Origin of the sequence: Agrobacterium leguminum (assembly GCF_005144435.2) — a bacterium.
In the GTDB taxonomy this organism is placed as follows: Bacteria; Pseudomonadota; Alphaproteobacteria; order Rhizobiales; family Rhizobiaceae; genus Agrobacterium; species Agrobacterium leguminum.
This window is the reverse complement of record NZ_CP120212.1, coordinates 1187099-1212259: the sequence shown is the minus strand read 5'-3', so window position 1 is coordinate 1212259 and position 25161 is coordinate 1187099. Positions and strand designations below refer to the sequence as shown.

Annotated in this window: 21 protein-coding genes; 10 read left to right on the top strand and 11 right to left on the bottom strand. The window is 58.9% G+C overall.

Features of this window, described 5'->3' with window-relative positions:
- Window positions 1-14 precede the first annotated feature (14 nt).
- On the top strand, window positions 15-584 hold the full coding sequence (locus tag CFBP4996_RS20195; protein WP_080854047.1) for a HutD/Ves family protein: 570 nt from the start codon (window positions 15-17) through the stop codon (window positions 582-584).
- A gap of 57 nt (window positions 585-641) precedes the next feature.
- On the opposite strand, the gene CFBP4996_RS20190 is transcribed toward CFBP4996_RS20195, so the two are convergent.
- The 4 genes from CFBP4996_RS20190 to CFBP4996_RS20175 all read right to left on the bottom strand — a co-directional run bounded on the left by CFBP4996_RS20190 (window position 642) and on the right by CFBP4996_RS20175 (window position 5454).
- Window positions 642-2120: a M81 family metallopeptidase gene (locus tag CFBP4996_RS20190; RefSeq protein WP_080854048.1), complete on the bottom strand. Its 1479-nt coding sequence runs from the start codon at window positions 2118-2120 to the stop codon at window positions 642-644.
- Between the two features lie 71 nt (window positions 2121-2191).
- On the bottom strand, window positions 2192-3280 hold the full coding sequence (locus CFBP4996_RS20185) for a D-TA family PLP-dependent enzyme (RefSeq protein ID WP_080854842.1): 1089 nt from the start codon (window positions 3278-3280) through the stop codon (window positions 2192-2194).
- 31 nt (window positions 3281-3311) lie between these two features.
- Complete coding sequence (locus CFBP4996_RS20180; RefSeq protein ID WP_003519772.1) at window positions 3312-3707, bottom strand: RidA family protein; 396 nt, start codon at window positions 3705-3707, stop codon at window positions 3312-3314.
- A gap of 361 nt (window positions 3708-4068) precedes the next feature.
- Window positions 4069-5454 carry an FAD/NAD(P)-binding protein gene (locus CFBP4996_RS20175; protein ID WP_080854049.1) on the bottom strand — a complete coding sequence of 462 codons (1386 nt, stop codon included), beginning with the start codon at window positions 5452-5454 and terminating at the stop codon, window positions 4069-4071.
- A gap of 435 nt (window positions 5455-5889) precedes the next feature.
- Between CFBP4996_RS20175 and repA the strand changes: the two genes are divergently transcribed.
- The 6 genes from repA (at window position 5890) to CFBP4996_RS20145 (ending at window position 11848) form a co-directional block, all read left to right on the top strand.
- Window positions 5890-7104, top strand: coding sequence for a plasmid partitioning protein RepA (repA, locus tag CFBP4996_RS20170; protein WP_026363408.1), 1215 nt, complete (start codon window positions 5890-5892; stop codon window positions 7102-7104).
- The gene (gene repB / locus CFBP4996_RS20165) at window positions 7101-8114 is read left to right on the top strand and encodes a plasmid partitioning protein RepB (RefSeq protein WP_080854050.1); all 1014 of its coding nucleotides are present in this window, start codon (window positions 7101-7103) and stop codon (window positions 8112-8114) included. Before repA ends, repB begins: the two co-directional genes overlap by 4 nt.
- Before the next feature lie 185 nt (window positions 8115-8299).
- Entirely contained in the window at window positions 8300-9577 is a 1278-nt protein-coding gene (gene repC / locus CFBP4996_RS20160; protein WP_080854051.1) for a plasmid replication protein RepC, read from the top strand.
- Window positions 9578-10036: 459 nt separating this feature from the next.
- On the top strand, window positions 10037-10249 hold the full coding sequence (locus CFBP4996_RS20155) for a hypothetical protein (protein WP_035260560.1): 213 nt from the start codon (window positions 10037-10039) through the stop codon (window positions 10247-10249).
- A 68-nt stretch (window positions 10250-10317) separates the two neighbouring features.
- A complete protein-coding gene (locus tag CFBP4996_RS20150) occupies window positions 10318-10602 on the top strand; it encodes a hypothetical protein (protein ID WP_080854052.1) in 285 nt (94 codons plus the stop codon).
- 46 nt (window positions 10603-10648) lie between these two features.
- A complete protein-coding gene (locus tag CFBP4996_RS20145; RefSeq protein WP_080854053.1) occupies window positions 10649-11848 on the top strand; it encodes a low temperature requirement protein A in 1200 nt (399 codons plus the stop codon).
- A 7-nt stretch (window positions 11849-11855) separates the two neighbouring features.
- Here CFBP4996_RS20145 and CFBP4996_RS20140 read toward each other — a convergent pair whose 3' ends face one another.
- Complete coding sequence (locus CFBP4996_RS20140; protein WP_080854054.1) at window positions 11856-13325, bottom strand: glycosyl transferase family protein; 1470 nt, start codon at window positions 13323-13325, stop codon at window positions 11856-11858.
- A 147-nt stretch (window positions 13326-13472) separates the two neighbouring features.
- Between CFBP4996_RS20140 and CFBP4996_RS20135 the strand changes: the two genes are divergently transcribed.
- A complete protein-coding gene (locus CFBP4996_RS20135; protein WP_080854055.1) occupies window positions 13473-15581 on the top strand; it encodes a TonB-dependent receptor plug domain-containing protein in 2109 nt (702 codons plus the stop codon).
- A gap of 160 nt (window positions 15582-15741) precedes the next feature.
- Window positions 15742-16197 (top strand): redox-sensitive transcriptional activator SoxR, encoded by a 456-nt coding sequence (gene soxR, locus CFBP4996_RS20130; RefSeq protein WP_003519761.1) that lies wholly within the window; start codon window positions 15742-15744, stop codon window positions 16195-16197.
- Between the two features lie 30 nt (window positions 16198-16227).
- Here soxR and amyA read toward each other — a convergent pair whose 3' ends face one another.
- The 6 genes from amyA to CFBP4996_RS20100 form a co-directional block, all read right to left on the bottom strand.
- On the bottom strand, window positions 16228-17715 hold the full coding sequence (gene amyA / locus CFBP4996_RS20125) for an alpha-amylase (RefSeq protein ID WP_080854056.1): 1488 nt from the start codon (window positions 17713-17715) through the stop codon (window positions 16228-16230).
- A 115-nt stretch (window positions 17716-17830) separates the two neighbouring features.
- On the bottom strand, window positions 17831-19564 hold the full coding sequence (locus CFBP4996_RS20120) for an acetyl/propionyl/methylcrotonyl-CoA carboxylase subunit alpha (RefSeq protein ID WP_080854057.1): 1734 nt from the start codon (window positions 19562-19564) through the stop codon (window positions 17831-17833).
- Complete coding sequence (locus tag CFBP4996_RS20115; protein WP_080854058.1) at window positions 19561-21177, bottom strand: 5-oxoprolinase subunit B/C family protein; 1617 nt, start codon at window positions 21175-21177, stop codon at window positions 19561-19563. The genes CFBP4996_RS20120 and CFBP4996_RS20115 overlap by 4 nt, the downstream gene beginning before the upstream one ends.
- Window positions 21178-21184: 7 nt before the next feature.
- On the bottom strand, window positions 21185-21994 hold the full coding sequence (locus tag CFBP4996_RS20110; protein ID WP_080854059.1) for a putative hydro-lyase: 810 nt from the start codon (window positions 21992-21994) through the stop codon (window positions 21185-21187).
- A gap of 11 nt (window positions 21995-22005) precedes the next feature.
- Window positions 22006-22773 (bottom strand): LamB/YcsF family protein, encoded by a 768-nt coding sequence (locus CFBP4996_RS20105; protein ID WP_080854060.1) that lies wholly within the window; start codon window positions 22771-22773, stop codon window positions 22006-22008.
- A gap of 79 nt (window positions 22774-22852) precedes the next feature.
- Complete coding sequence (locus tag CFBP4996_RS20100; RefSeq protein WP_059758322.1) at window positions 22853-24094, bottom strand: NRAMP family divalent metal transporter; 1242 nt, start codon at window positions 24092-24094, stop codon at window positions 22853-22855.
- A 368-nt stretch (window positions 24095-24462) separates the two neighbouring features.
- Between CFBP4996_RS20100 and CFBP4996_RS20095 the strand changes: the two genes are divergently transcribed.
- Complete coding sequence (locus CFBP4996_RS20095; protein ID WP_080854061.1) at window positions 24463-25128, top strand: GntR family transcriptional regulator; 666 nt, start codon at window positions 24463-24465, stop codon at window positions 25126-25128.
- The last annotated feature ends 33 nt before the right edge of the window (window positions 25129-25161 follow it).

Here is a 25161-nt window from a genome sequence, read left to right as displayed (position 1 = left end):
AAAAGTGGAAAACCATGACCCTGCTGCGCGCAAGCGATTACAAGCGAATGCCCTGGAAAAACGGCGGCGGCGAGACGGTGGAAATCGCCATCTTTCCACCCGCGTCTTCCGTCGAGAATTTCGACTGGCGCATCAGCATGGCGACGGTGGCGAACGACGGGCCGTTTTCGATCTTCCCCGGCATAGACCGCACCCTCTCCATTCTTGAGGGAAACGGCATGGCACTGGCAATTGCGGCGGGCGATCCGCTGTTGCTGACAGTGGAAAGCCTACCCCTGCCCTTTCCGGCCGATGTTCCCGTGAATGCGACCCTACCCGATGGCGCGATCACCGATCTGAACGTCATGACTCGCCGCTCGCGCTTTCGTCATGTCGTTAAAAGGCATTCCGGCCCGTTTTCGGGAAAAGCCGCCGGAAACACGACGCTTGTTCTGGCACTCGACCCGCTGGCGGTTTTAACCGGTGAAGGCGAGAACCGATTGGGGAAGCTGGATGGTCTGCTGATCGAAGGCGGTTTACCGTTCACCGTCGAAGGAGATCGAAACGAAAGCGCGTTTTTCCTGATCGCCCTCGAGCGTCTCTGAAGCCTTCCGGAAAAGGCTTCACAGTTCCCTCCAGATAATGCTCAAACCGCTGCCGCCTCAGTCCAGGCCCAGCGGATCGGCCACCCGTGGCCAAAGCTCAAGGCTCGCCTTGCGATAGGGCGTTTTCGCCGGATCGGTCGGATAAGACGTCGGGGCCGCGATATAAACGATCTCGGAGGCGACCGGTGCAAACCCCGCATGGAAATGGTTGGTGGACTTGACCAGCAGCACGTCTTTTTTCGCGAAATCGACGCCGAGATTGGAAAAGATATCCGGCTCATAAGTTTGCGTGCGGCTGGTGATGAGGATGATATCGATCTGCGTACCGAGCGGCCGAACGACAGCGGCGCGGCCGAGCGTGACGCGGCTGTTGCGGAAACTCTGCCAGCCGGCCTCGGCCGTGCGCATCACCTTTATGCGGAAATCGAGCGGCTCGCCGCCTTCCGGGCTGGATTTGCCGCCGATGCGAAGGTCGATCTCGGCCCCCTCGCCCGCCGCGTGACAGAAAGACACCGCAATCGGGTCCCAGATCGTCGCGACGGCGATATTGTCCATGCCGCGCTCCACCATGCGCCGCAGAATATGGGTGGCGTCACCGGCGACACCGCCGCCCGGATTGTCCCAGATATCCGATACGACGACCGGCCTGTCCGGATTGTTGCTGCGAATGGCAAGAACCTGGTCGAGACCTGATTCCGTATCCAGCATCGGCATGGCGGTCAGCTTGCGCATGGCATAAAGCTCATGGCCGAGCTTTTCGGCCAGCGCATCGCCCTTTGCCCTGTCATTATCGGTCACGACAACGATACGCGTTCCCATATCCGGCACGTCGCCCGCCATGAAACCATGAATAACGGAAATCGACAGGATGTCATCCTTGCCTTCCATCGCCTTCAGCCGGTCGACGTAAGAGCGCATCGGCTCACGGCTGGTGGGATAAATGGTGATCATGCGGCAATCGAAAGTGGAGATGACCGGCTTGATCTCCCCTCGAAGCGTGCGCAGCGCCATTTCCACGACATGCTCGCCACGCTCTTCGAAATCCGTATGCGGAAACTCCAGAAACGTTGCCATGATATCGAGATTTTTGACCCGAAGCGCCGTCAGATGGCTGTGCGGATCGAATTCCGCCGCGACCAGTACATCCGGTCCAACCAATGCGCGGACGCGTGACAGGAAATCCCCCTCCGGATCGTCATAGCCCTGCGCCACCATAGCGCCGTGCAGACCGAGCACCACGGCATCGACCGGCAGGGCGGCACTGAGTTCGGCAAGAATGGTGTCCCGCAGCGTTTCATAGGTCTGGCGCTGGATAAGGCCCGCCGGTTCGGCCCAGCAGGAGGTTCCCTCTATTACCGTGAACCCTTCCGCCTTACCGCGACGGCGCAAGATCGGCACTGGCGACGAGCAGAGCGTCGGCGTTTCAGGATGTTCCCCCGGCCCGGCATAAAAAGCCGCGCGAAAGGCGTCCATATCCGTCGGGACTGGTGAAAACGTGTTGGTTTCGGTGGCGAGTGACGCCGTGAAGATGCGCATGTCTCTAGATTCTCGTTACCGCAGTCTGCCCTTCGGCAGCTTTATTTCAGAATTTAATTAGCCGGGTAATTTTACCAGACCGTACCGCGCGCCGCGACCTGCTCAACCCGCGTTACAACGCCGTTTCGATGGAAAACCATCCTGTCGAAAAGATTGCTGACGACGCAGGTGTGGTTCGGAACGACCTTGACCACATCGCCGATTTCAGGCCGGCCCGAGGCGCAGCCGGATAGATCGACGACCGCATGTTCTTCCGAAAGCGAGATGATTTTCGCACCTTCATAGCCTTCGAGCAGCCCGTAATCGCTGAAACCCAGAAGATCCGAGGTCAGGGCCTTGGAGCCGCAATCCAGCACAGCCCGTTCGGCTGTCGGTCGCGATACGACGGTGGCAAGAACATGCATGGCGAGATCGCCCGCCGTGCAATGTCCGGCGCGCAGCATGGCGCGATCATTATAGACATAGGTGCCGGCCCGATGTTCGGTGGCGGAAGGAACGAGATGGGCGGCGTAAAAATCCGGAGAACCGCCGCTGGATCGCACCGGGCAATCCATGCCCTTTGCCGCCAGCAATGCCATCGTCTCGCGCAGGAAGTTTTCCACCGTCACGGCTCCGCCCGGTGCCGGATAGGTCAAAATGCCTTTGAATGTGAGGCCCGGTGTTGCAGCGATCTTTTCCGCAAGCGCCAGTGCCGCTTCCGGCGTCTGCACACCGCAGCGCTTGCCGCCCGTGTCGCATTCGACCAGCACGGCAAGCGGCCTTGCCGCATCGAATGTATCGGCAAGGCCAGCAATCGTAACCGCGCTATCGGCAACCACGCTCAGCCGGCCGATGCGCGCATTCAGCGCCTTCAGCCGTGACAGCTTTGCTGCACCGAGAATATTATAGGTGATCAGAATGTCATCGAAACCGGCATCCGCAAAAACCTCCGCCTCACTGACTTTCTGGCAATTAATGCCGATGGCGCCGGCCTGAAGCTGCTGCTTTGCGACGGCCGGTATCTTGTGCGTCTTGATATGCGGCCGAAAGGCCTTGCTGTGATCATCCAGATAGGATTGCGCCCTGAGGATATTGGCAGCGAGCCTGTCCTCGTCGATGACAGGCATCGGCGTCGAAATCGCATTGAGGGGTGTGCCCGCATCAGGCCAGGGATAGGTCATCATCTACTCTCAAACATCGGCAAATTGGGCTTCAGGCCAGCGGCTTATAGGCGATAACGTCCATTTCCACCTTGGCATCGACCATTAGCGGCGACTGCACGGTGGAGCGTGCCGGCGGATGATCGATGAAATATTTCTGGAAGACAGCGTTAAAGCTCGAAAAATCCCGGGCATCGTCCAGCCAGACATTGACCTTGACCACATCCGCAAGCGTACAATCGGCAAGCGCCAGAACATCCTTGATATTCGCAACCACCTGCTCGGTCTGCGCCACGATCCCGCCGGTCACCACCTCGCCATCGACGGTCGGCACCTGGCCGGAAACATAAACGAAATCGCCGGCCCGGACGGCCTTGGCAAATGGTCGCCGCTGTCCGCCAGCCTGATTGTCCGCCGCCTCATATCGTATCAGTTTCGGCTCTTGCATAAGTCCTCGCAAATTATTTTCATAATTTCAGAAATTTTCGCGATTTATAGCCGATTTCATGACGTATTTCCACAAGTAATGTAAATTATTTAGCAATCTCGCACATTACGTGCGAAATCCGCCGCCATGCTTACCGCTGATGATTATTGGGAAATGTACGGTTTTGGTCGACATATGCCATGATTCACGGAGGAACAGCACGCTTATCATGCGGTTCCCGTCGGCATTCGCGCTGCATTCCACTCACCAAATTCGGCATCCATGGAATTTCCAGCACATTATTCAGAGAACAAGTTTGCCGCGGCTAACCTCTTAGGAGAGGTACTGGACACGTCTCGCTTCGGCCGATCTTTCAACCAACTCAACCCCGCGCGGAAAGCCTTTCGCTCGCCGTCACTCTGTCCGTGATCTCTTGCGCGATCTTCTGCGCCTGCACACGAATATCCGGAACGGCGGTAATTTCCCAGAAGCGGCCCGCCGTCAGCGCACCGGCGGCGAAAAGACCGGGCCAGCTTCGTCCGTCCGTCCGAAGCAAACGGGACTGGCCGTCAACTTCCACCCCGAGCCCGAAGGGATCGAGTAAAATAACGCCTTCACCGCGCATTGTTTCAAGAAGCCGCGAATGGCCGATGCCGGCCCGCTCCATTCCCGTGCAATTGACGACCCAATCGACCTGCAGTTCCTTCAATATCTGCGTATGCCTGCGGCGGTAACGCACGGCGATCCCCTCCTCTGCTTCTTCTATGGAGCGAAGGTAACCCGCATGGATTTCAAGAATACCATCTGAAAGCAATTTCCCGAAAGCGCCAGACACTTCAGGCGCGATACGGTGCCGATGGATGTTCCACCACGGCAAGGCATGCCGAAGAAACCGGCTGCGTTGCGCAGGTGTAAGACGTTGCCAAAGCGATTGGGTTTGCGGCCGCAAGCCATCCATAACGGTGCGCCACGGCGCCCCATCGCGCACCTGCCTGCGCAGAGAGTGCAGCAACCGGCTAATCTCCGGTGAGCCTTCAGGTAAATTCGGCCCCGCGGGCGGTGACGGTGGGCTGACATGCGGATGCGGCACCAGACCACGACGGGACAGGACATGGATTGGCCCTTGATGTCCTTTTCCCCTCAGAGTCAAAACCTGATCGATCATCGTCAGGCCCGACCCCAGAATACAGATGCGATCTCCGGCCTTAATTTTGGACAACCATCCCGGCTGCCAGCAGTGGCCGATGACACGTTGCGGGCCCTCTTCTTCCCTTGCGACAGTTTGCACCGGCAAACTCGCAGCGCCGACACCCAGACACAGAACGACATTCTGCGCGCGCAGCTGCTCACCATTTTCCAGCTTAAAAGAAAATCCGCCCGCGCCATCCGGCCGACAGGCCGAAGCCTTCGCCCGAACGAAATCCACCCGGGCCCGTTGCTCCCTGCTTCTGAGCAGGCTGGCCAGCCTGTCGCGAAGATAAAGGCCATAGTCACCGCGTGAGGCGAACAGCAGGGGATTGTCCGCGATCCCGTTTTCCGCCAACCAGTCAACAAAGTCATCAGGCTTGTCAGGGAAGACACTCATTCGCCCGGCCGGCACATTCAGACGATGATAGGGCAGTTCCGTGCGATAGGCGGTGCCGCGCCCGAAATCCGACTCATCGCCGACGATAGCAATAGAGGCTTCCGCCGGCAGGGACGACAGAAGATGGGCGGCGGTACAGATGGCCGAAAAACCCGACCCGACGAGAGCGACATCATAGGACATTCATTCCTCCAACCTGCGACAGCTTGAACAGCCAGACGACGGGTGTCGAACCCAACGATACTCTAGTCAACAAGTAGAGATTAAACAGATGCGAATGTCTACCCTTCACTTTCTGGCGCCGGGATTATCGGGGGCATAGAAGATCGAACCCAAAAAGTTAGCCGCGGCAAACTTCCGCACAGGGCGGATATTTGGGCCATCAAAAGACGCGACAACGCCCTTCATTGTGATCGACAACGAAAAGTTAGCCGCGGCTAACCGTCAAACCGTCACAAAAAGCAAATGTGATTCTTCCACAATGCTTTAGCGGCACTTTCGAACCTGAGAAAAAAGCCTATTGCGCCAAAAAGAGAATCGGCGCTTATATCTCAGTTGCGGAAAAAACCGCCTTTTTCGAAAAAAACCGCTACTGCAATTTCGAGCGAAAGAAGACCGATGACACAGAGTGCCGATTTAAGACGTGCCGCAGGAGCACCCGACCTGACGAGTCTTATACAACAGCATTCGGCTGCGTTGTCAGCCCAATTGCAGGCTCATAATGCAAATACATTTTCCCCGCACACCGAAAAGAGCATGCGCCATTTCTCGCCGGCGGAAACCGCACGGTTGATCGGCATCGGCGAAGCCTATCTTCGCCAGATCGCCGCCGAGCGTCCGGAGCTCGATGCAGCGCAGGCTTCCGGTCGTCGTTCCTATTCCGTCGAGGATATGGACGAGATCAGAAAATTCCTCGATCAGGGCGCGCGTGGCACACGCCGTTATCTGCCGCATCGTCGTGACGGCGAAGAGTTGCAGGTCATCGCCGTCATGAACTTCAAGGGCGGCTCGGGAAAAACCACGACATCGGCGCATCTGGCGCAATATCTGGCGCTGCGCGGTTACCGGGTGCTTGCCATCGATCTCGATCCGCAGGCCAGTCTGTCCGCTCTCTTCGGTCATCAGCCGGAGATCGATGTCGGTCCGAATGAAACGCTTTATGGCGCAATCCGTTACGACGATGAACGCCGGCCGATCGCCGAGATCGTTCGTGGCACCTATATTCCCAATCTCCATATCGTTCCGGGCAATCTGGAGCTTATGGAATTCGAACACGACACCCCCCGCGCCCTGATGCGTCGCGCGCCGGGCGATACGTTGTTTTTTGCCCGCATCGGCCAGGCGATAGCCCAGGCGCAGAACTTTTATGACGTTGTGGTCATCGATTGCCCGCCGCAGCTCGGTTACCTGACGCTTTCAGCGCTGACGGCTGCCACATCGGTTCTCGTCACCGTGCATCCGCAAATGCTTGATGTGATGTCGATGAACCAGTTCCTTGCCATGACCGGCGATCTTCTCGCTGAAATCGGCAGGGCGGGAGCGCGGTCCGACTATAACTGGATGCGTTACCTGATCACCCGTTTTGAACCGAGCGATGGGCCGCAAAACCAGATGGTCGCGTTCCTGCGCTCGATTTTCGGTGAAAACGTCCTCATCCACCCGATGCTGAAGAGTACGGCCGTCTCAGATGCCGGACTGACCAACCAGACACTTTTCGAAGTGGAAAGAACCCAGTTCACCCGGTCCACCTATGACCGTGCGCTGGAAGCCATGAACAACGTAAACGCTGAAATCGAAGGACTGATTAAAAAAGCGTGGGGTAGGGCAGCATGAGCAGAAAACAGATTTTCGCCAATCTCGGTACGCCGGGCACCGACAGCAACGAGACTGCCACTGAGCGGTCGCGTCCGCGTATCAGACCCATCCTCGGTTCTCCGGAACTCGTAACGGATGTTCTGAATTCCCCGGTCGGCATGATCGGCCAGTCGCTCAATGAAGTATCGGAACGCGCCAAGCGCGCAGAAGAGATCGAAAAGCAGCTCGCGGAAGGTCTTACGATCGTGTCGCTCAGCCCTGCCGATATCGATCCCTCTTTCATACCGGATCGTATGCCAGCCTCGGAAGAGGCGGATGCTGGCCTGGTAGAAGCCATTCGTGAACAGGGTCAGCAGGTTCCCATTCTGGTGCGCCCGCATCCCGAATTCCCCGGCCGTTATCAGGTCGCCTTCGGCCATCGTCGCCTGCGCGCCGTTTCCAGCCTCGGTATTCCGGTCAAGGCGGTCGTTCGTGATCTCAGCGATGAGCAGCTCGTCGTTGCCCAGGGACAGGAAAACAACGAGCGTCGCGACCTCACCTATATCGAAAAGGCGCGTTTTGCCCAGAAACTGCAGATGCGGTTTCCTCGGGATACGATCATGGCCGCCATGTCGCTGCACAAGGGCGATCTCTCCAACATGCTTTCGGTTGTCGGCCGCATTCCCGAAGATTTGGTCGATCTGATTGGCCCGGCCCCGACTGTCGGCCGTCGTAACTGGATGGATCTTGCCGATCAGCTTTCCTCCTCGCAGGTCAAGGAAGCAGCCCGCGCCTATGTCAAGGATGCATCGGTTGCCGCCCTGCCATCGGAAGAACGTTTCAAGTCGCTTCTGGATTTTCTGAAGCCCAAGGCGCAGGCGAAAAAAACCGGCGTCTGGTCATCGCAAACCGGCGGCCGGCTGGCAAAGGTGGTCGAGAGCGACCGCAAGCTGGATATCTCTATCGACAAGAACGAAGCCCCGGAATTTGCCGAGTTCGTTCTCGAACATCTTCAGACGCTGTTTGCCGAATACCGGTCCAAGCAGTGATTTTTAACTCGAACGACTAACAGGAGACGCATCACAAAAGAAAAAAGCCCCCGAACGTTGCCGCGCGGAAGCCTTTCTTTGATTTAAGCACCCGAAGAATCTCATTTCCGCGAATCATAGTCAAGAGTCTTGGCATCGAATTTTTCGGTGAGCGATTTTCTTTTGCCTTGTGAAAGGTGAAAGACATGGACAGCACATGTGTAACGACGCCCTTTGGGCGGCGAGCGATGTCGTTTGGCGTCCTCGCGACCCAGTTCGCCGCGCAAAAAAACAAGAAAATCGAAGCGGTCGATAAATGGAAACTTTATCGTTCGGTCTGCGAAGCTAGGCCATTGCTCGGCGTGACTGATCGCTCGCTTGCGGTCCTGAACGCGCTTTTGAGTTTTTATCCGAAAAACGAGCTTTCCAGCGAAGCCGGATTGGTCGTCTTCCCGTCGAATACGCAATTGTCACTCAGGGCCCATGGCATGGCCGAGCAGACATTGCGCCGGCATCTTTCGGCTCTTGTCGAAGCCGGTCTTATCATTCGCAAGGATAGCCCGAACGGAAAACGATACGCCCGCAAGCACAGGGGAGGGGAAATCAGCGAGGCTTACGGTTTTTCGCTGGCGCCGCTTCTTGCCCGCAAAGCGGAAATCGAGGAACTGGCCGAACGCATCGTCAGCGAGCGGCTCGATCTTCAGCGGCTTCGTGAAAACATCAGCCTTTGCCGCCGCGATATCCAGAAACTCTGCGAGATGATTGCCGCGAGCGGTGAAGTCGAAACCTTCGAAGGGTTTCAGGCCCGCTACAATGCCATTGCCGGCTCTCTCGGCCGCAATTCCAAGCCTGCGGAGCTTCGGGAAATCGCAGGATTTTTGGCCTCTTTGCGCGCGGAAGTGACCAACTATCTGGAAAATATTGAAAAATCGGAAAAAATGGGCGGCAATGACTGCCAAAATGAGCGCCTCATAAAGAATTCAGAATCCGAATCCATATCTGAACGGCAAGATTTGCGCGAACCGGCAACCGTTGTACCTGCCAGCACGGCAAGCACCCAGCCTGCATATGTGGCACCCGTCAGTGCAAAAGCTTCGCCGCAGTCAGCAAAGCCTGTTCTTCATAAGCAATTTTTTGTTCCTGATATTGTTTTGGTTTTGAAGGCTTGCCCGGATATCTCGCTCTATGCCCCAGGCGGAGCGGTTACCGGATGGCGCGATCTTGAAGTGGCGACATCCGTCATCAAAACCATGTTCAACATCAGCCAGTCGGCGTATCAGGATGCGCTTGTCACATTCGGCCGACAGGGAACGGCAGCCATTCTCGCATGCCTTTTGCAGAAAGCGGACCAAATAAGCTCGCTCGGCGGATATCTGCGTAATCTGACCCGTAAGGCGCAGGACGGCGGCTTCGATGTGCAGACTATGCTTCTGGCGCAGTTGCGAGGGCGTAAGGACACCATGGAGGCGAACATGCTTTCGTGAGTTCTCACGGCCGCGGGAAATGGTCATCGCTTGCAGAAAAAGCAGACGGAAGTTACATTAACGCCGTTTCCGCAAGTAGAAAGAGATTCGCATGAGGCTGCTGTAGCAACAGTGCAGCCGGTGGATTCCTATGGTTAATGCAAGGTAATGAAAACTAAGTTCGGTTTAGCTTTCGTTTGCGTTTTTCCGTGATTGGTTTCAATCGCTTGAGTCGAGGGTGTTTTTCGTCGAAATTGCGACGAGAAGAGCGGAAAAGCGCAATTTTTATGCGCGGAGCACCTGGCAAAACAGGCATGTGGTACTGAATAGAAGCGCATGCCCGGGCGCCGCAAGACCGGGATATGGCCATCGGAAGTAAATGCACGGTCGACAGACAAAGCCTCGCGCCGAGGCGACGAAGTTGAACTTTCTGAAAGGTCCTGCGTTTGCGCTTGATTGCTTAAACGGATGTCTGAGCTGATGAATTTTCCGGATGACATGGAACTGGCCGTCGCCCTCTACATGGCGGATAACGCCTTGCCCCGGGAAAGGGCTATCGAAAAGCTCCTGAGGGCGGAGCTCGAAAACACTGGCCATCTGCCCGGTGGCGAAGGTCGGCCGCCGGAGATCGTCGGTGGGCAACCGAGCGCCGACTATGTTCAATATAGCTCCTATCTTGATGGGGATAGCTGACGAGCGGCGGAACCAAAGCGGGCGAGGGCTGTTTATGGCGCAGATAATTGTGCCAGGATATGCGTCCCATGTTTCCAAGATCATTTCTTCTCTCAGCCGCACTCGCCGCGATGACGAGCCTGCCGGCAATTGCCCAGCCTCTCGAGGTCAGCACGCTTGCGGTTTCCAGTGCCGACAGCATTCCACTTTCGCCAGAGGCCGCGACCCTGAACTACATTACCGACGTGTCTGGGAAGAAAGTCCGTCTGGTTGGGCCGCGCTTTTATCCCGACGGTGCGCGGGCGCTGGAGTTTCCCGGCCGAAGGTCGAACCCGGTTGCATCGGGCAGCGAAGAGGCTTTGTCGCAACGGTGAGGGGGCGTGGTGAGAAGACCGGTCGAAATATTGCGGCGGAGGTGGAATGAGAACCAGGGGTGAGCTTCAAGGACGCAAAGCGGATGCGGAAAGCTGGATAAGGCAGGAGGGTCAGGACGCCGGCAAGGCGAGTTTCCCCGAATTGTTCTTCGATCTGGTCTTTGTTTTCGCGCTGATCCAGCTCTCCCACGCGCTCGCCAAGGATTTTGGACCGACGTCGGCGCTTGAGGCCGGCATCCTGATATTGTCGCTCTGGTGGCTATGGATACACACCACCTGGATCACAAACCTGCTGAACACGGAAAAGGAGCCAGTCAGGATCCTGCTGTTCGTGCTGATGTTCGGCGGCGTTCTACTGGCCATCGCGCTGCCGGAGGCTTTTGCGGAACAGGGCCTTGTCTTCGCCCTGATCTACAGCGTGATGCAGGTCGGTCGAAGCCTGTTCGCTCTCTATGCGTTCAGGGGTGAAGACCGGCAGTCTTTTCTGGTCTTCGTGCGCGTGACGATCTGGCTCGTGGTATCGAGCCTGTTCTGGCTGGCCGGTGGGCTCGTCGATCTGGCGGATCGCATTCTCCTGTGGGGCATTGCGCTTGCAATTGAATATGCCGGCCCCGCCTGCCGTTATGTCGTGCCGGGTGTAGCCTCGAGCGACGAGGATAGGCTGCATCTTTCCGGCGAGCATCTGGCGGAGCGATGTGCGCTCTTCGTCATCATCTGCCTTGGCGAAACGATCCTGACCACGGGACGCACGGCCACCGAATATATGAATTCGGGCCTGACATTCATCGTCTTCTGCTCCGCTTTCGTCAGTACCGTGGCGATGTGGTGGATTTACTTCCATCATGGGCAGGAAGAGGCGTCGAGAAAAGCCGAGAATGCCGAAGAAAAGGCGAAGATCGCCCATAATCTTTTTAACTACGGGCATTTGCCCATCGTGGCCGGTATCATCCTGACGGCGGTAGGTGAGGATTTCAGCCTCTCCCATGCGCGGGATGGCGCAACGATGCGCGAGGCGATCGCCATTCTCGGCGGTCCGGTCCTGTTTCTGGCCGGCAATATCGGCGTCAAGATCGCCGTCGCCTATCAGCGACCGGTTTCGCATTTTGCCGGCGTGGCGGCGCTCTGCCTGCTTTTGCCGGTGCCGGGTATTCCGCTTTTCGTGCTGCAACTGGTGAGCACGGCAATTCTTCTGCTTGTCGCCCTTTGGGAATATCTGGCGCTGAAAAGGGCGGTCGCCAATGCCTGATCGCTGATCAGGCGTTGACGAGATTGCGCGCCCTGTCGTTCCAGAGCCGAAGGCTGCGGGCATAGGCTTCCTCGAAGGGCAGGGCCATATCGTTGACCAGCATCAGCGCGATGGCTGTCGTCGAGATAATAATGGTTTCTGCCCTTTCGTCCCTTGCGGCACCTGTCCAGACCGCCCGCCAATATTCGAAGGTTGTGAACATGGTCGGCATTTCGGCGGGCGGCGTTTCGCGTGCGGGAATGATGAATTCTACATCCCTGCCCTTCGAAAGACCGAAAATCCGGGTGCTGCGAAACGGCGTGAATTGCGCGAAATCCCGCGTATTGCCGAGAATGGCGAGGTTTTCCACTGAAAGCAGTCGTGCCGTGTCCCGATGAAGTTCCTGATAGGACGGGCGGGCGACGCCGATGATCGTGCTCCTGGCGCGAAGCGGATTGAGAAGATGCACGACCGTGTTGAGCGGCAGGCGCATCTCCAGAATGCCGTACAGGCCGAGAAGGCTTTGAAACTGCAGGGACAGACCACCGATCGGCAGGTAGGCGATGCGTTCCGAGGCTGTGGCTTTCGCCGCCTGCGAAAGCGAGTGGCAAAGGGGAATGCCGCAGGCCTGTGCTGCAAGTTCAAGCTTGCCGCCGTTTTCTCCCTGCCCCACATGCCCGTGCAGCAGGACGCTGTATCCCGCCATGGCGACAAGACGCGCGGAATGGAGGAACCACGGCGCATCGCGATGTTTCGGCGACATATAAGCGGGCCAGTCGAGATCCACCGATGCAGGTCCTTGCTGGTCCCTCTCTATATGTCTCCACATGGCTTCGATGAAACCGGCAAGCTCCGCCGCGGTCACGCCGCGATAATGCATGGTGGCGAGCAAGGCCCCGATCTGTATCGGGTCGGCATCGCCATCGAGAATGATCGAGAGCGCATCCATCGCTTCCACCTGGCTGAGCGGGCGGCTGTTGCCGATGCCCATCGCCGAGGTTGCGATATATTTGGCAAGCCTCTGCTGCGGATCGGCATTGTGGCCGATACGCGCGAGACGGTCGGCGATGTTTTCCGGTGTCGGCTGACCTTCCAGAAGAACGCTGGGGCGAAGCGAAAGCGGCGGCGCCTTCATCAGCACCGGCCGCTCCCAGCCGCTTGCACTGGCGTTGGCCGGGGCGGCGGGTTTTTCCTGCGAATAGTCGATAAGGTTCTCGGCCTCCGCCGCCAGCGAACGAATGCGCAGCCGCATGTTTTCGGCAAAGGGGGTGGGACGCAGGCCCTGACCGGTGCGCAGAAAAAGCTGGTCGCCGTATCTTTCGCGCAGCTGCTGCAATATCCGGCTCATGGAAGATGTCGGCAGTCCCATGCCCGCCGCCGCGCGGCTGACGCTGCCTTCCCGCAACAACGCATCGAAAGCGACAAGTAGTTTCAGCTGCCCAAGCCTGTCGGGTTTTGTCGTGGAGGCTGGTTCATCTTTTCTCTTGCCGGTTGTCATCTTGCGATTTTTTTACTCCACCGCTTGTCCGGGGAGCCCTTTTTGCAATTTCTGGAATTTAGAACTGTTCGAAAACAAACGCGTTGCGCCCGCACTCCCTCCTAAATAAGTGGGGTTAAATTCTCAAGTTAAATGCGGGGGCGTAACATGGAATTGAAGTACCGCGGTCGAGATATGGCCGCGACGATAATAAAGGCCGGTCTTTCGGCAGCAATGGCGGGAACGGCTCTCAGCATTGCTCTGCCCGTTTTTGCGCAGCAGGCGTCTGAGGGGAACACGGTTCTTCAGCAGATCGTCGTCACCGCATCCGGTTTCGAGCAGAATGTGAAGGACGCTCCGGCCAGCATCACGGTTGTGACGCGGGAAGATCTGGAAAAGGGATCCTATCGCGATCTGACCGATGCCCTGCGGGAAGTTCAGGGCGTATCCGTCACCGGCATTGCCAATGAAAAGGATATTTTCATTCGCGGTCTGCCCGGCGCTTACACGCTGGTTCTGGTTGACGGCAAGCGGCAGAGCACGCGCGATGCCCGCACCAACGGCAATTCCGGCTTCGAACAGAGTTTCGTGCCGCCGGTTTCGGCGATCGAGCGCATCGAAGTGGTGCGCGGGCCGATGTCCTCGCTTTATGGTTCGGATGCCATGGGCGGTGTCATCAATATCATCACCCGCAAGGTCGGCGATGTCTGGTCAGGTTCCGTCACCACCGAGGGCACGGTTCAGCAGCATTCCAAATTCGGCAATAGCGGCCAGGTCTCCTGGTACGCCAACGGACCGATCCTGAAGGACCAGCTCGGTCTGCAGCTGTGGGGCAGGGGTTTCACACGCGGCGAAGACCGTATTCTGAGCGGCACCACGGGCGCCAAGGAATATGATTTCAACGGTCGTCTGACGTTTACGCCGAACGAAGATCACGACATCTATCTCGAAGGCGGCAAGACGCGACTGCGCCGCAGCGCCGAGCCCGGCGACACGCTGGCGGCGACGGACGCCAACGGCACCTACAATACCAATACGCGCGACCATTGGTCATTGTCGCATACCGGCCGCTGGGGGCCGACCACATCCGAATTTTCGTTCCAGCAGGAATGGGCGGAGCGCACCAACTTCACCAGAAATATCCGCACCGGCCGCGTGACAGAAAACCCGCGCTCGCCGGAAGTGCGCAACACCGTTCTCGATGGCAAGTTCACCACGCCGTTCGAATTATTCGGCAACCACACTCTGGTCACGGGCGGACAATATTTCGAGGCGCGGCTGACGGACCAGAATCCGGGACGCCGCACCGGCCGCGACGAGACATTTTCGGCGACGCAATGGGCGCTCTTCCTTGAGGATGAATGGCGCATTGTCGATAATTTCGCGCTGACGGGCGGTCTTCGTCTCGATAATCACGAGAAATACGGCAATCATTTCAGCCCGCGTCTTTACGGCGTCTGGAGCGCGACCGAGGAACTGACCATCAAGGGCGGCATCTCTACCGGTTTCCGCGCCCCGGAAATCCGCCAGATCGCACCGGGTTATGCCTATACGACGGGTGGTGGCGGTTGCACCTATGGCCCGAGCGGCACCTGCGGCGTGATCATCGGCGATCCCAACCTCGAAGCGGAAAAGAGCACGAGCTATGAAGTGGCTGCGCTTTGGGACAATGGCGACGTTGCTCTCGGCGCCACCTATTTCTACACCGATTTCAAGGACAAGATTTCCAACGCGCTGGTGCTCAATCCGGATGGAACGCCTGCTCGCTGGAGCGAAGACCGCAACTATCGTCTCTGGTACAATTACAACATCGACGATGCGGTCATTCAGGGTGTGGAACTGACGGCGACCTGGTATGCGACGCCGGACCTGACGCTGCGCGGCAACTATACCTATACCCATTCCGAACAGAAAACCGGCGACTATGAAGGCTTCCCGCTGGCGCGCACGCCGGAACATATGGCCAATCTGCGCGGCGACTGGGTAACCCCAATCGACGGTCTGGAAGCCTGGGCCTCGCTGAATTACCACGGATCGGAAATCAATGCCGGCCCGCGCATCGGCACCAACGGCACGCCTGTGACGATCAACGGCAAGGCCGGGCGTAAATATGACGCCTACACCACGCTGGATATCGGCGCGAAATATGCGGTTGCCGAAAATGTCGATCTCAACGCCGCCATTTACAATGTCTTCGACAAGGATGTCGGCACGGACGATTTCAACACCGTCATGGAAGGCCGCCGTTTCTGGATCAGCATGACAGCGAAATTCTGATCCGTGGCCAACATTCACGAAATTTGGAGGCGCCCTTGGGCGCCTCTTTTTTTGGGCTATCGCCTATTGACCTCAACTATGGTTGAGGAATTATACCGGCTGCTCTTCACTATGTTTCCGCGTTTTCCGAGCGGAAATCGTTACGGAAGCAGGAGCCAGAATGGAAAATACCGTATTCAAGCACAGCCTGACGGTTGGAGAGGTTGCCCGCCGCAGCGGCATCGCCGTGTCCACCATCCATTTTTACGAGGCGAAGGGGCTGATTGAAGGCTGGCGAACCGCCGGTAACCAACGTCGTTATCATCGCGCCGTCCTGCGGCGTATCGCCATCATCCGCATCGCGCAGCGGGCGGGTATACAGCTCAGCATCATCAGGGATGCGATGGCCGATCTGCCGCAGGATCGGGTGGCGACGACGGCCGATTGGCGCAGGTTTTCCCAATCCTGGCGGGAAATGCTGCAGCTTCGCATCAACAGCCTGATCATGCTGCGCGATCAGCTTACCGGCTGTATCGGTTGCGGGTGCCTTTCGCTGGATGATTGTCCGTTACGCAATCCGAACGATGTTCTGGCCGATGACGGCGCAGGTCCGCGCCGCCTCGTTTCTGCGGAATGAACGGGATTTCCGAACCGGAACGGTTGTTCCTCACTCGGAATCGGCGGCAACCCAGACGCTGACGCTGCCGCCATTGGTGGGAAAGACGCCCTTGCCGCTCTCATCGAGGGTAATCCGTTCTTCACGGTGCCCGAGAAAGTCGCGCCAGACCGCCCCGGCGCGATCTGGACCGAGATCGATCTGCTTTTCCGCCGGCTCGCCATTCGACATCACCACCACGCAGCCCGGCGCATCGGCGGTGCCGTGGCGAATAAAGGCGATGCAGCTTGCATCGTCGAGAATATCCGTCTGGGCTCCGTTGGCGAAACGGCTGCGGGCTTCGATGAGCTTCGGCAGGCATTCAATGGCGGGCATATCGATTTTATATTCGTTGCCGTCATTGCCGGTGTCGGTATAGCTCGTGCCGAACAGATCGGGATAAAAGACGCAGGGCACACCGTCTTCGCGCAGCAGGATGATCGCATAGGCAAGAGGTTTGAACCAGGGTTCCACCGGCGCTTCCAGCGATTGCAGCGGCTGCGTGTCGTGATTGTCGACCAGCGTGACGGCATGGTCTGGAACGGCGGAGACAAGCGAACCACCGAAGATGCTGCGCATATCGAAATCGCCGCCCTGTTTCGAGGCGTCATGGAAGCTGTGATGAAGGGCGACATCGAAAAGCATCAGCTGCTTGTCGACGAGTTCGAGATAGCTTTTCAGCGCCTCGAGATCGGGGTGCCAATATTCCGCCACGACGAAAAGATCGGGATCGACCGTTTCGCGCATGTGGCCGACCCAGTCGCGGAAGAACCAGGCCGGAATATGTTTGGCGGCATCGAGGCGGAAGCCATCGACCTGCACCTGCTCGGAGAGCCAGCGGCCCCAATATTTTAGCTCTTCATAGACCGCCCGGTTTCTGAATTCGACATCGGCACCCATCAGATAATCGAAATTGCCGTTTTCCTGATCGACTTCCTCATTCCATTCCCCATCGCCATACTCATTGACGAGGCGGAAAATGCCGTCTTCGGTCGGTTCCTCGATGTGGTCGACACCGCTGAAGCACTTCAGGTCCCAGATGAATTTGGAATGTTTGCCGCTGCGGCCGGGAAAGGTGAAACGCGTATAGGCCAGCGCCTGAAAGTCTTCATCGTCGATCTCGGTACGGTCTTCGGGATTGACGCGGCGAACCCGCACCTTCTCCTTCTCATCCGCACCCATCTTGTGATTGAGAACCACGTCATGAATGACGCGGATGCCGTTTTCCTTCAGCGTCCGGCCCGCATGTTCGAGGGCGTCGCGATCGCCATATTTGGTGGCGACGGTGCCCTTCTGATCGAATTCGCCAAGGTCGAAGAGATCGTAGGTATCGTAACCGACCGAATAACCGCCGGCAGCACCCTTATAGGCCGGTGGCAGCCAGATATCGGTGATGCCCATTCTGGCAAGGCTTTCGGCCTTTTCGGCCACCTCGCTCCATAATTTCCCTCCGTCCGGATAATACCAATGGAAGAACTGAAGCAAGGTGCGTCCGGCCATATTTCCCTCACAGTCGTTAGCAGGTCGCGCCATAAACGGCCCGGCGGCGAAAGGGTTCCGCCGCCGGCCATACGCGCTCTGCAATTGTGAGTGAGGCCGGTGGCCTGTCCGTATATTAGCCGGCTATGTCGAGAAGGGCAGCGCCCGCCTGCAGATAGTCGCCTTCCTTGACGATCAGGCGCACTTTGCCGGCCTTGGTGGCGACAATCTGCGTTTCCATCTTCATGGCTTCCATGACGGCCAGAAGATCGCCTTCGGAAACCAGGTCACCGTCTTTTACCTTGAAGGACTGCAGCGTGCCGGAAACCGGGGCGGTGATTTCGCCTTCCTTTTCCTTGGTGGCGGTGGTGCCGGGAGCAGCCGCGCTGCTGCCGCTAACCGCACCGAGGCTGGAGAGCAGCAGGCTGGGCAGACCGACCGATACGCGCTTGCCGTCGATTTCCAGAAAAGTACGGGTGACGGAAGGGTCTTCGGCTGGTGCCGGGCGCTCCATGGCATCCGGCATGGCGGCGAAATCGGTCTCGATCCAGCGGGTGTGAACCTTGAAACCGTCGGTGCCGACGAAGTCTTCGGTTTCGATTGCGGCGCGATGGAAGGGCAGCACCGTGGCGATGCCTTCGATGCGGAACTCCTTCAGCGCGCGGCGGGCGCGGCGCAGAACCTGATCGCGGTCGGCACCCGTGACGATGAGCTTTGCCATCAGCGAGTCGAACACGCCCGGCACGCTGGAGCCGCTGACGACGCCGCTATCCACGCGAATGCCGGGACCGGAGGGGGCGTCGAAAAGCGAGATCGAGCCGGGGGTCGGCAGGAAGCCTCGGCCGGGATCTTCGGCATTGATGCGGAATTCCATCGAATGGCCACGCGGTTCCGGTGTTTCGAGAACCCGCAGTCTATGGCCTTCGGCGATACGGAACTGCTCGATGACGAGATCGATACCGGTGGTTTCTTCGGTAACGGGATGTTCCACCTGCAGGCGCGTGTTGACCTCGAGGAAAGAAATCGTGCCATCGACGCCGAGCAGGAATTCGACGGTGCCGGCGCCGGAATAACCGGCAGCGGCGCAGATAGCTTTGGCAGCCGCATGGATTTTCTGCCGCTGTTCGGCGGAGAGGAAGGGGGCGGGAGCCTCTTCGATGAGCTTCTGGTTCCGGCGCTGCAGCGAGCAGTCGCGGGTGCCGAGGACGAGCACATTGCCATGCTTGTCGGCCAGAACCTGCGCCTCGATATGGCGCGGCCGGTCGAGGAAGCGCTCAAGGAAACACTCGCCGCGGCCAAAGGCGGCCGTCGCCTCGCGCACGGCGGATTCGTAGAGATCGGCGATCTCTTCCATCTTCCACGCAACCTTCAGGCCGCGACCACCGCCGCCATGGGCCGCCTTGATGGCGACGGGCAGGCCGTGTTGTTCCGCAAAGGCGGTGACTTCGGCAGCGGAAGAAACCGGGCCATCACTGCCGGCGACCAACGGTGCGCCGACGCCGGTGGCAATGCGCCGTGCCTCTACCTTGTCGCCCAGTGCCTCGATGACATGCGGATCGGGGCCGATCCAGATGAGGCCGGCATCGAGAACGGCACGCGCAAACTCGGCGCGCTCGGACAGGAAACCATAACCGGGATGCACGGCATCCGCACCGGCGCGTTTGGCAATCGCGATCAGCTTGGCGATATCGAGATAGGTCTCGGCGGGACGCACGCCCTCCAGCGCATAGGCCTCATCCGCAAGCCGGACGAAAAGCGCATCCTGATCGGGATCGGCATAAACGGCGACCGATTGCAGGCCGTAATCGCGACATGCGCGGATGATGCGGGCCGCGATCTCGCCGCGATTGGCAATCAGCACTTTTTTCATCGCTCTTCTCCTCGGAATTCTGTGTTCTTGGCCGCGATTTCGGCGAAGGGGCCGATCGGGCGGAATTTGATTTTGGCGTTCACCGGGATCTGCCCGGCAAGATCAAGATGATATTCGGCGACAGCGCCGATGACGGGATAACCGCCAGTCAACGGGTGATCGGCAAGGAAGAGAACCGGCTGGCCGCTATGGGGAATCTGGATCGCTCCCGTCGCAGTACCTTCGCTCGGCAATTCGGCGCTGTCCCTGCGTTCCACCGGCACTTCGCCGGCAAGGCGGATGCCGACGCGGTTGGATTGTGGGGTGACCTGCCAGAGCTGGCTGGTCAATGTCTCGATGCCCTTCTGCGTGAACCAGTCCGCCCGCGGTCCGAGAACGACGTCCAGCGTGACGACCTCACCCATTGCCGGCGGTTCGAAGGCCGGAACCTCGTCAATCGATACGCTGGAAAGGCCGGTCTTCTCGCCCTTAAGCGGCAGGATGGCGCCTGCACCCACCGGCTCTGGGCCGACGACAGCCAGCGTATCCGTCGCGAAACTGCCGAGCACCGGCTCGACATCGAAGCCGCCGCGCACCGCAAGATAACAGCGCATACCCTTTGGCGGCTGGTCGAAAGTGACCACATCACCGGGTTCGAGCGACACCGGGCCATGGGTCTTGGCCGCGAAACTGCGATCTGCCGTGGTGATGGTGACGGGGCAGGGTGCACCTGCAATGCCGATGACGGCGCGGCTCGTGCTTTTAAAGGAAAATCCGCCGAGCGTCAGTTCGAGACAGGGCGTGTTGACGGGGTTGCCGACGATGCGGTTCGCGGCATTGAAGGCGCCGCGATCCAGCGCGCCGGAGGCCGAAACGCCCTGACCGGTCTGGCCGAAGCGGCCGAGATCCTGAAAGATGGCGGGCATGGGGGCGGCGAGCACCTTGAAATGCGGGCCGTCTTTTGCGGTCTCTTTCGTGGCGTTTCGCGGTGCCGAGACGGGGATGTCGACCGTTTTGCCGGCCTTGTCCATGTCGAAGAAACGCACGCGGTAACCCGGCTGGAAAAGCGCGCCGGGATCGCGGTCTATATCCCACATCTTCACCGGCGTGGTGCCGATGATCTGCCAGCCGCCGGGGCTGTTTTGCGGATAGACGCCGCTGAAGGCGCCGGCCAGCGCCACCGAACCTGCCGGAATGCGGGTGCGCGGGCTTTGCCGGCGCGGCACGAGCAGCGCCGGATCGCCGCCGACCAGATAACCGAAGCCGGGAGCGAAGCCGCAAAAGGCCACGGTGAATTCGCTTTCGGTGTGGCGGTGGATGACCTCTTCGATGCTCATGCCGGTCAATTCGGCAACATCGGCGAGGTCCTCACCATTGTAGTGGACGGGGATTTCCACGAGATTGTCCGAAGGCGCTATTTTCGCGGAAAGATCACGGCTTGCCAGCCGCGCGGCCAGCGCTTCGGCACCGATCTTTTCAGGGCGAAAGCGGATCATCAGGGTGCGGGCAGCCGGCACCGTTTCTTCGATACCTTCCACCGGATCGTTCTGAAGCGAGGCGAAAAGCGCCAGCGTTTCATCGAGATCGGCAAGTTCGACAAGAATGGTGGTGAGGCTGACGGGGAGAAAACGCATCATATCCTCACGCGTGATAGGCGGAATCGGGAATGTCGGTGATGAACATGTGCCCCGGCGCATGGGTGATCGCAAAGGGCACGCCCGACGCCATCACGGCCGCCTGCGGGGTCACGCCGCAGGCCCAGAATACCGGAACTTCGCCCGGCTCGATCCGCACCGCATCGCCGAAATCTGGTTTCGCAAGATCGACAATGCCGATCTCTTCCGGTGCACCGACATGTACGGGTGATCCATGTACGGCGGGAAAACGTCCCGAAATGGTCGCAGCATCGGCCACGCGTGAGGCCGGGATCGGCCGCATGGAAACGACCATATTGCCCTTCAGCCGACCGGCCGGGCGGCAGGGCCGGTTGGTGAGATACATCGGCACATTGCTCTTGTCGGTCATGTGGCGGATTTCGATGCCCGCTTCTACCATCGGCGTTTCGAAGGTGAAGCTGCAGCCGATCAGGAAGGCGACGAGATCGTCCCGCTCGGCCCAGGCGGCGGTGGCGTCAGCCGTTTCCTCGACGAGCTTGCCGTCCCGCCAGATGCGGTAGAGCGGCAGGTCGGTTCTCAAATCGGCACCGGGCGCCAGAAGCGTGGTGGGCGAACCGGGATCGGATACATCCAGCACCGGGCAGGGTTTGGGATTGCGCTGCGCGTAAAGTAGGAAATCGAAGGCCCAGTCGCGCGGCAGCACGATCATGTTCGCCTGCGTGAAGCCGGGTGCAATGCCGGAAGTTGGGGCGACGAGGCCGTCGCGATAGGTCGCACGGGCCTTGCGCGCGGCCTCCGCGTCGGTGTGGTTGAGATAGGATGTCGGTATCGTCATCGGCTATCCTTTCAGCGATTGGATGCGAAAGAGCGGATGTCGATGCCATCAGCCTCGAAACGGCGGCGGATTTCCTGGGCGATGGCGACCGCGCCGGGGCTATCGCCGTGCACGCAGATGGATTGCGCCTCGATTTTTATGATGTTGCCATCGATGGCCTCCAGCGTGCCTTCGCGGGCAAGCTGCACCATGCGGTCGGCGATTTTGGCCGCGTCGTGTAGTACGGCACCGGCTTCGCGGCGGGAGACGAGCTGGCCCTGAGGCGTATAGGCGCGATCCGCGAAAGCTTCGGCGACAACGGCAAGACCTGCTTTGCGGGCAAGATCGAGGATAGGCGCGTTCGCAAGACCCATCAGTACCAGCGAAGGATCGATGGCCTTGATGCCGTCAATGACGGCCTGCCCCTGTTTCGCGTCATTGGCGATGCGGTTGTAAAGCGCGCCATGCGGCTTGACGTAACGCACCGTTGTGCCGGCAGCGGCGGCGACGCCTTTCAGCGCGCCGATCTGGTAGATGACATCCGCGATCAGTTCTTCCGAGGTCGCGTCCAGATCGCGGCGGCCGAAGCCGACGCGGTCCGGATAGGAGACATGGGCGCCGACGACCACGCCCTTTTCGGCGGCGGCCTTGACGGTGCGGTAGATACCGGCCGGATCGCCGGCATGAAATCCGCAGGCGATGTTGGCGCTGGAGACGATGGCGAGCATCGCTTCATCGTCTCCCATGCGCCATGCGCCATAACTTTCGCCAAGATCGCTGTTGAGATCGATAGCGGCCATGTTTGCCTCCCTTTAGAGCATTTCCAGCAAAAGTGCGTAGCGGTTTTGCGTCCGGAAAATGCGTAAAAACACTAGTTTATTACAGGCCGAGCAGGCCGAAGATGGTGCCGGCGGACTTGTAGCCCATGTACCATGTCAATGCGCAGGTCAGAACGCCAAGCACAAGCAGGATGCGCGGGTAACGATAGCCGCCCATCAGGTCTTCGCGTTTCCATGCGGCGAACAGGAAGATGCTGAGGCCGATGGGCAGGATGAGGCCGTTCAGGCCGCCGACGAAGACCAGCATGGCGGCGGGTGGCGTGGTGATCAGCAGGTAGCAGACGAGCGAGACGGCGATGAAAACGATCGTCGCCATGTTGCGGGCGCGTTCGGTCATGTCCTGCTTGAAGACGGGCAGGAATGAAACGGAAGTATAGGCCGCGCCGATGACGCTGGTGATGGCCGCTGCCCAGAAGATGATGCCGAAGAGCCGGAAGCCGAGATCGCCTGCAGCCGAACGGAAGGCCTGTGCGGCAGGGTTGGCGGCCTGGCCCGACGTATCGATGATGACGCCGCTGGCGACGACGCCAAGAATGGCGAGGAATAGCACATAGCGCATGACGCCGGTGACAGCGATGCCGGTTAGCGCCGCGCGGTTGACGGCAGGCAGGTTTTCGATGCCGACCATGCCCCGGTCCAGCAGCCGATGTGCGCCGGAATAGGTGATGTAGCCGCCGACGGTGCCGCCGACGATGGTGGTGATGGTTGCGAAATTGATCGTATCCGGCAGGAAGGTCTGGCGGAAGGCGTCACCCACCGGCGGTGCGGAAACGAAGGCCACATAAAGCGTCAGTACGATCATCAATATACCGGCGAAAATGATGAACCGGTCGACGGCAAGGCCCGCGCGTTTGGAAACGAAGATGGCGATGGAAAAGACCGCGCTGATGGCGCCGCCGATTTTCGGGTCCAGCCCGAAAATGGCGTTCAGGCCAAGGCCGGTGCCGCCAATATTGCCGATGTTGAAGAACAGGCCGCCGATGATGACGAGAATGGCCAGAAGATAACCGGAGCCGGGAATGGCGGCATTGGCAATGTCGGATGCGCGCATGCGCGTCAGTGTCACGATACGCCAGATGTTGAGCTGCACGACGAAGTCGATGAGGATGGAGGCGAGGATGCCGAAGGCGAAGGCAGCACCGAGCTGGGTGGTGAATGTCGCCGTCTGCGTGATGAAGCCGGGACCGATGGCGGATGTCGCCATCAGGAAGATCGCACCCATCAGGGATGCGCGTTTTGACATTTTCATATCGGCAGTCGGGGTGAGCTTTTTCTGCTCCATGGATTTTCTCCGCTCCTGTCGCAATCCGCCCCTCGCGGATGCTTTATGCCACCGATCTTGTCGTGTTCTGCGAAATTGTCAACTTTGTTCAACAATATAAAGTTATCGTTCTTTCATTTTGTCCATTTGTTGGACGTAATGAGCAGGATTTAATCACGTTTTTTTCGTGCTTTGCTAATGCTTTGTGCTAAAGCATGTCGCGCAAAGTGTGCAGCGGTTTGCGATAACGACATGCGCCAACAATGGCTTAAAGCGTAAGGAGCGGGTCTGAAAGATCCGCGACACGCTTTAAGGGCAGATCATGCCGTGTCCGAACATGCCTGTCACTGAATTCCCGATGCTGCATTGCTCTTAAGGAAAGGAGCGCCATGACCGAAACGATAGAGGGTCTGCCGCTTGCGGATCGATTGGCCAAGGGTATTCGCACCCTGCTGATCTCCGGCGAGTTGATGCCGGGGCAGCGCCTTTCAGAGGCAGCCTTCAGTGAACGTTTCGACGTCTCGCGCAATTCGCTGCGCGAAGCCTTTCGGCTGCTGACCAAGGACGGGCTTCTGCGCCATGAGGCAAATCGCGGCGTGTTCGTCGCCGTTCCCACCATGTCCTCGGTCATCGATATTTATCGGGTGCGACGCATGGTGGAATGCGGCGCACTTCGCCAAGCCTGGCACAAGCATCCCGCAATCAAGACGATGCGGGCAGCGGTCGAGGATGCCAAGGTCAAGCGCGAAGATGCCGACTGGCTGGGTGTGGGCAGCGCCAACATGAAATTTCACGCCGCCGTCGTCGATCTTCTCGACAGCGCCCGTCTCAGCGATTTTTACGAGCGTATCGCCGCTGAACTCAGGCTTTGTTTCGGTTTGCTGAAAGATCCCGAACAGCTTCATTCCCCCTTCGTGGACATGAACAGCAAGATCCTGTCGCTGATGGAAGAGGGCAAGGCGCAAGAGGCCGGCGACGAGATGGAAATCTATCTCAATCTGTCCGAGCGGACGGTTCTGAAGGCGCTTGAACGCGCCGTCGAACACGTTTCCTGACATGACGGGCGGCAGGGCAGGAAACGACCCTTG

What these genes read in the sequence shown, in the direction of transcription:
- CFBP4996_RS20135 (WP_080854055.1), top strand. Translation starts at nt 13,473, where the DNA reads ATGGAATTGAAGTACCGCGGTCGAGATATGGCCGCGACGATAATAAAG.
- CFBP4996_RS20140 (WP_080854054.1), bottom strand. Translation starts at nt 13,325, where the DNA reads ATGACAACCGGCAAGAGAAAAGATGAACCAGCCTCCACGACAAAACCC.
- CFBP4996_RS20145 (WP_080854053.1), top strand. Translation starts at nt 10,649, where the DNA reads ATGAGAACCAGGGGTGAGCTTCAAGGACGCAAAGCGGATGCGGAAAGC.
- CFBP4996_RS20120 (WP_080854057.1), bottom strand. Translation starts at nt 19,564, where the DNA reads ATGAAAAAAGTGCTGATTGCCAATCGCGGCGAGATCGCGGCCCGCATC.
- CFBP4996_RS20150 (WP_080854052.1), top strand. Translation starts at nt 10,318, where the DNA reads ATGTTTCCAAGATCATTTCTTCTCTCAGCCGCACTCGCCGCGATGACG.
- CFBP4996_RS20115 (WP_080854058.1), bottom strand. Translation starts at nt 21,177, where the DNA reads ATGCGTTTTCTCCCCGTCAGCCTCACCACCATTCTTGTCGAACTTGCC.
- CFBP4996_RS20195 (WP_080854047.1), top strand. Translation starts at nt 15, where the DNA reads ATGACCCTGCTGCGCGCAAGCGATTACAAGCGAATGCCCTGGAAAAAC.
- repA (WP_026363408.1), top strand. Translation starts at nt 5,890, where the DNA reads ATGACACAGAGTGCCGATTTAAGACGTGCCGCAGGAGCACCCGACCTG.
- amyA (WP_080854056.1), bottom strand. Translation starts at nt 17,715, where the DNA reads ATGGCCGGACGCACCTTGCTTCAGTTCTTCCATTGGTATTATCCGGAC.
- CFBP4996_RS20175 (WP_080854049.1), bottom strand. Translation starts at nt 5,454, where the DNA reads ATGTCCTATGATGTCGCTCTCGTCGGGTCGGGTTTTTCGGCCATCTGT.
- CFBP4996_RS20190 (WP_080854048.1), bottom strand. Translation starts at nt 2,120, where the DNA reads ATGCGCATCTTCACGGCGTCACTCGCCACCGAAACCAACACGTTTTCA.
- CFBP4996_RS20185 (WP_080854842.1), bottom strand. Translation starts at nt 3,280, where the DNA reads ATGACCTATCCCTGGCCTGATGCGGGCACACCCCTCAATGCGATTTCG.
- soxR (WP_003519761.1), top strand. Translation starts at nt 15,742, where the DNA reads ATGGAAAATACCGTATTCAAGCACAGCCTGACGGTTGGAGAGGTTGCC.
- CFBP4996_RS20180 (WP_003519772.1), bottom strand. Translation starts at nt 3,707, where the DNA reads ATGCAAGAGCCGAAACTGATACGATATGAGGCGGCGGACAATCAGGCT.
- repC (WP_080854051.1), top strand. Translation starts at nt 8,300, where the DNA reads ATGGACAGCACATGTGTAACGACGCCCTTTGGGCGGCGAGCGATGTCG.
- CFBP4996_RS20155 (WP_035260560.1), top strand. Translation starts at nt 10,037, where the DNA reads ATGAATTTTCCGGATGACATGGAACTGGCCGTCGCCCTCTACATGGCG.
- CFBP4996_RS20100 (WP_059758322.1), bottom strand. Translation starts at nt 24,094, where the DNA reads ATGGAGCAGAAAAAGCTCACCCCGACTGCCGATATGAAAATGTCAAAA.
- repB (WP_080854050.1), top strand. Translation starts at nt 7,101, where the DNA reads ATGAGCAGAAAACAGATTTTCGCCAATCTCGGTACGCCGGGCACCGAC.
- CFBP4996_RS20110 (WP_080854059.1), bottom strand. Translation starts at nt 21,994, where the DNA reads ATGACGATACCGACATCCTATCTCAACCACACCGACGCGGAGGCCGCG.
- CFBP4996_RS20105 (WP_080854060.1), bottom strand. Translation starts at nt 22,773, where the DNA reads ATGGCCGCTATCGATCTCAACAGCGATCTTGGCGAAAGTTATGGCGCA.
- CFBP4996_RS20095 (WP_080854061.1), top strand. Translation starts at nt 24,463, where the DNA reads ATGACCGAAACGATAGAGGGTCTGCCGCTTGCGGATCGATTGGCCAAG.